Raw genomic sequence first — 5,345 nt, forward strand, 5'->3', positions numbered from 1 at the left:
TTCCGGCAGGGCGGGATGCCCTTTTAAACCGGTTTTAACTGGTTTAACTGGTCTGGCCGGACTCTTCCCGGCCGGCACCGGACCGCTCCCGGCGCACCCGGGGCCTGAGCCGCCCCCGGTCCAGGCCTCGGTACCTCATGGCAGGTGCACGCCATGCGACCAGAGGGTCACTTGACGCAGGCACCCCCAGTCGGTTGCATACGTTCTGTGATCACGCACCGGGCCCCCTGCGAACCCTCCGGCCTGCCCCTTCGTACTCCGGGAGCCACTCCGTGGACCCGGTGATCGTCGTCGGCGCGGGCCCGGTCGGGCTGGCCCTCGCGCTCGCCCTCGCCCGGCACGCGGTCCCCTCCGTCGTCCTCGACGAGAACTCCGGCGAACAGGAGGCGCGACCGGCCCGGACCGTGGTACTCCGCCCGGACACGGCGGCACTCGTGGCACGGCTCGGCTGTGCCACGGTCCGTGACCAGGGCACCCATTGGTCCGGCTGGCGTACGCTCCGCCGCAAACAGCGGGTACGGCTGCTCACCTTCGATGACGGCCCCTGCCCCGGCGATGCCCCGCCCCGGGGCGATGACAGCGTCGCCTCTCCCCTGCACATCCCCCAGCACGCCCTCACCCGCGCGCTGCGCGACGCCGCTGACGACCAGGAACTGATCCACCGTGTCACCGGGTGCCGCGTGGACTCCCTGGAGCAGGACCCCGACGGGGTCACCGTGCACACCCGTGAACCGGACGCGACCTGGTGGCGCGGCAGCCATGTGGTGGGGTGCGACGGGGCGCGTTCGACCGTCCGCAAGCTGCTGGACATCCGTTTCCCCGGGCGGACGTCGGTGGAACGGCACGCCGTCGCCACCCTGCGCACCGAACTCCCCTGGCCCGGCGAGGGCACACTGCACCGGCTGCCGCCCTGGCGCGGCGCGGGCGGCGAGGTCATCGCACGCCCCCTGCCGGAGAACACCTGGCGACTGGACTGGCTCCTTCCGCCGCGCGGCGACCTGGTCACGCCCGACACCCTGGTGGCGCGCGTCCGTGACACCCTGGCGGGCTGGTGCGGCGAGACACCGCCGTACGAGCTCGTCGACACCGGTGTGCACACCGTGCACCACCGGCTCGCCCGCTCCTGGCGGGTGGGCCGCGCGTTCCTCGCCGGGGACGCCGCGCATCTGCTCGGTGCGGTCGGCACCCAGGAGGTGGACGAGGGGCTGCGGGACATCGACAACCTGGCGTGGAAGCTCGCCCATGTCTGGCACCACGGCCCCTCCGAACCGCTGTTGGACAGCTATGAGGACGAGCGCCGCGGCGCCGTCGCCGCCCGGCTGCGCACCGCGGACCAGGCGCTTCCGGTCCTGCGCGGGGGCGGAGTGCTGCGCGGTCGCCTGCCGGGGGCGGCGCGCGGCTACGACACCCTCCTCACCGACGCCCACACCGGTCAGGGCCCCCTCGGCGCACCACCCGTCTACGCGCACTCCCCCCTCACCCCGGCGCCCGGCCCAGCACAGATCCCCATCGGTACGGAGGGTGGAGCTCCGGTCTTCGACGTACGGGTGACCACCCCGGAGGGCACATCCGAGCGGCTCGACGACCGGCTCGGCAGGGGCCGCTTGCTGGTGCTGCTCGTCGCGCCGGGCACCGGGGTGTGGGAGCGGCGCCACTGGCAGGGCGCGGGAGTGATGCCGAGGCTGGCCGCCGCGGTGAGCACCCTTCCGGTCCGGGCCGAACTGCTGGTCACCGAGAGCTATCCCGGCGCGTCCGCCCACGCGGTCATCGTGGTGCGGCCGGACGGTCATCTCGTCGCCGCCTTCGCCGGAGTCAGGCCCGCGGAGCTGTACGCGGTGGCGGACGCGCTGCGCGGCGGTGAACCGGCGCCGACCCCCACCGACCGTACGGCGGACGTCAATTGACCCCTCGGGGTCGACATGGTGTACTCCCGCGTATGACCGCCACCGATGTTCGCCTCTGGCGGAGGGTCCATATGGACCTCCTCCGCTACGCGGGCTGTGTGTGTCGCAGTTCCTGCTGATCTCGCCTCTCCGCGCACGCCGGGCCATGGGCTCCCGGCGTGCTTCTCCGCGAATTCTCAGGACGGTCTCCACCATGTCTCACTCCCCTCGCCCTGTCGTCGTCCCGACGGCTTCCACCGCCGCCGCGACCTCCACCCGTTCTTCCGCCGCCACGGGTTCATCAGCGTCCGCCACCACCATGGCCCCCTCACTCAGCACGGCACCGGCCTCCGGGACACCGCCGCTCGCCGTGGCGGTTCCCAGGGCTGCTCCAGCCGTGCCGCGCTCCCGGCGGGGTGGCCCGAAGGGCCCGACCGCCGCCGAACTGCTCGCCTTCGCCCGTGGCGCCGCCGCCGACCCGGCGCTGATCGCCTCCCTCCCCCTCGATCCCGAGGGCCGCACCTGGGTGCGGCTCAACGGCCCCGGCGGCAGTGAGGCCTGGCTCATCGGCTGGCCACCGGGCACCGGAACCGGCTGGCACGACCACGCCGAGTCCCGGGGCGCCTTCGCCACCGCCGTGGGCGCGCTGACGGAGAACTCGCTCAGTGTGCGCCTGCCCTCCAGCGGCTGGCGGACCCTGGAACTCCAGGAGGGGGTGGACCGGGTCAAACGGCTGACGGCCGGCCGGGGCCGGGCCTTCGGCGAACACCATGTGCACGAGGTACTGAACGAATCCCCCCGGGAACACGCCATCTCGGTCCACGCCTACTACCCGCCGTTGCCCCTGATCCGGCGCTTCAGCCGGACGGGTCCCGTACTGCGGCTGGAGCAGGTGGAGCGCCCGGAGGAGTGGCAGTGACCGAGGCGAGCCCGTCCCCGGGCGCCGATGACCGCATCGGTATCGATGACTTCCTGGAACGGGTCCGCGGCGGCTTGGACCGCGTCGACGCCCAGGACGCCTTCGCGGAGGCCGCGGAGGGGGCCCTGCTGGTGGACATCCGCTATGCGGCGCTCCGGGACCGGGATGGTCTGATCCCCGGTGCGCTGGTGGTCGAACGCAATGAACTGGAATGGCGGCTCGACCCCTGGGGGAGCCATCGCGCTCCCCAGGCGGTGAGCCATGACCTCCGGATCGTGGTGATCTGCAACGAGGGATACGCCTCCTCGCTCGCGGCGGTCTCCCTGCGCCAGCTCGGCCTGCGCCGGGCTACGGATCTGATCGGCGGGTTCCAGGCGTGGAAGGCGGCCAGGCTGCCGGTGGTCGAGGAGGAGCCGACAGGGAGCTGAGCGTCCGCGAACGGCGGTGCGCGCGTCTGCCCGGGAGACGGGCACAAGGGACGACCGGTGGGGGTGGACACGGCCCATGACCAGGTCCACCGGTCCCCCGCGCCGGCTCAGATGTGGTCCGGTATCTCCTCCATGCTCTCGCCCTCCTCCTCCAGGGCCCGTCGCACCACCCGGAGCGCCACTCCTTCCCCGTACCCCTTGCGGGCCAGCATTCCCGCGAGGCGGCGTATCCGGCGGTCCCGGTCGAGGCCACGGGTGGCGGGGAGGCGGCGCGCGACCAGCTCGCGCGCGGTCTCCTCCTCCCGGTCGGAGTCGAGCTGCCCAACGGCCCTCTCGATCAGGGCCGCGTCGACGCCTCGCGTCCGCAGCTCACGCGCGAGCGCCCGCCGGGCGAGGCCCCGGCCGTGATGCCGGGACTCCACCCACGCGTCCGCGAACGCCGCGTCGTCGATCAGCCCCACATCCTCGAAACGGGAGAGGACCTCCTCGGCGGCCTCCTCGGGGATCTCCCGTCTGCGCAGTGCCTCCGCGAGCTGCTGGCGGGTGCGCGGGGTCCCGGTGAGCAGGCGCAGGCAGATACCCCGCGCCCGCTCCACCGGATCCTGGGGCGACAGCCTCTCCTCGGCCCTCGACAAGTCGGGGCTGTCGCCCGGCCCTTCGGACCTCCGCCGCCGTGCGATGGTCACGGGACGCTAGCCCTTGGCTGCCGCCGTCTTGGCCGTCTTGGCCTTGGTGGCGGGCGCGGGCACGGACTTCGCCGGTTCGCCGGAGGGCGCGGCGGCCGTCCCGGGCTCAGCCCCGGGCTCGGCGCCGGGGGTCTCCGGCCGGACGCCGACGCCCAGCTTGTCCTTGATCTTCTTCTCGATCTCGTCGGCGAGGTCGGGGTTGTCCTTGAGGAAGTTGCGGGCGTTCTCCTTGCCCTGGCCGAGCTGGTCGCCCTCGTACGTGTACCAGGCACCGGCCTTGCGGACGAAGCCGTGCTCCACCCCCATGTCGATCAGACCGCCCTCACGGCTGATCCCCTGGCCGTACAGGATGTCGAACTCGGCCTGCTTGAAGGGCGGCGCGACCTTGTTCTTGACCACCTTGCAGCGGGTGCGGTTACCCACCGCCTCCGTGCCGTCCTTGAGGGTCTCGATACGGCGGATGTCGATGCGCACCGACGCGTAGAACTTCAGGGCGCGGCCACCGGTCGTGGTCTCCGGCGAGCCGAACATCACACCGATCTTCTCGCGGAGCTGGTTGATGAAGATCGCGGTCGTCTTCGACTGGTTCAGCGCGCTGGTGATCTTCCGGAGCGCCTGGCTCATCAGCCGGGCCTGGAGGCCGACGTGGGAGTCGCCCATCTCGCCCTCGATCTCCGCGCGCGGCACCAGAGCGGCGACGGAGTCGATGACGATCAGGTCCAGCGCGCCCGAGCGGACGAGCATGTCGACGATCTCCAGCGCCTGCTCGCCATTGTCGGGCTGGGAGAGGATGAGGGAGTCGATATCGACGCCGAGCTTGCGCGCGTACTCCGGATCGAGGGCGTGCTCGGCGTCGACGAAGGCCACCGCGCCGCCCGCCTTCTGGGCGTTGGCCACGGCGTGCAACGTCAGGGTCGTCTTACCGGAGGACTCCGGTCCGTAGATCTCCACCACGCGGCCACGCGGCAGACCGCCGACGCCGAGCGCGACGTCGAGCGCGGTCGAGCCGGTGGGGATGACCTCGATGGGCTCATTCGGCCGCTCGCCCAGGCGCATCACCGCACCCTTGCCGAACTGCCGTTCAATCTGTGCGAGCGCGGCGTCGAGCGCCTTCTCGCGGTCGGTTCCTGCCATGGGTTCCACCCGGTTTGCTTGTGTCGATCGCTTCACGTCAAAGACGCTAACCCCTGCCACTGACAATGGCCCCGGCGCGCGGTCCGCCTGTGGACAACCCGGAGGTTCCACGGGCCGGAGATCCCATAAGAATGGATGTTCGATTTTGGTGTCAAGCGCGACACCCGGCCCCCGCGACGACCGGGACGTTCCCGTCCCAGCTCCCGCGAGGACGCGGATCCTCCCGCGGGCCGGGGGACTCCACCGGGCAGGGTGGCGCCGACGGCGCTGGGCACCGCGGGGACCGGTCGGTCCC

At 72.2% G+C, this 5,345-nt stretch carries 6 protein-coding genes; 4 read left to right on the plus strand and 2 right to left on the minus strand.

Annotated features, from left to right (window positions below; all coding sequences use genetic code 11):
- Positions 1–272 precede the first annotated feature (272 nt).
- The 4 genes from ACFVIM_RS32385 (at position 273) to ACFVIM_RS32400 (ending at position 3,230) form a co-directional block, all read left to right on the plus strand.
- Positions 273–1,904, plus strand: a complete 1,632-nt coding sequence (locus ACFVIM_RS32385; RefSeq protein WP_384309111.1) for an FAD-dependent monooxygenase — start codon at positions 273–275, stop codon at positions 1,902–1,904.
- Between the two features lie 32 nt (positions 1,905–1,936).
- Positions 1,937–2,023, plus strand: a complete 87-nt coding sequence (locus ACFVIM_RS32390) for a putative leader peptide (RefSeq protein ID WP_384309121.1) — start codon at positions 1,937–1,939, stop codon at positions 2,021–2,023.
- Between the two features lie 179 nt (positions 2,024–2,202).
- Complete coding sequence (locus ACFVIM_RS32395; RefSeq protein WP_384309124.1) at positions 2,203–2,802, plus strand: cysteine dioxygenase; 600 nt, start codon at positions 2,203–2,205, stop codon at positions 2,800–2,802.
- The gene (locus tag ACFVIM_RS32400) at positions 2,799–3,230 is read left to right on the plus strand and encodes a rhodanese-like domain-containing protein (RefSeq protein WP_384309114.1); all 432 of its coding nucleotides are present in this window, start codon (positions 2,799–2,801) and stop codon (positions 3,228–3,230) included. Before ACFVIM_RS32395 ends, ACFVIM_RS32400 begins: the two co-directional genes overlap by 4 nt.
- A gap of 107 nt (positions 3,231–3,337) precedes the next feature.
- On the opposite strand, the gene recX is transcribed toward ACFVIM_RS32400, so the two are convergent.
- Complete coding sequence (gene recX / locus ACFVIM_RS32405; protein WP_384309116.1) at positions 3,338–3,916, minus strand: recombination regulator RecX; 579 nt, start codon at positions 3,914–3,916, stop codon at positions 3,338–3,340.
- A 6-nt stretch (positions 3,917–3,922) separates the two neighbouring features.
- Positions 3,923–5,050 (minus strand): recombinase RecA, encoded by a 1,128-nt coding sequence (gene recA, locus ACFVIM_RS32410; protein ID WP_384309118.1) that lies wholly within the window; start codon positions 5,048–5,050, stop codon positions 3,923–3,925.
- Positions 5,051–5,345 lie beyond the last annotated feature (295 nt).

The sequence above is a fragment of the Streptomyces sp. NPDC057638 genome, assembly GCF_042800315.1.
Classification (GTDB): domain Bacteria; phylum Actinomycetota; class Actinomycetes; order Streptomycetales; family Streptomycetaceae; genus Streptomyces.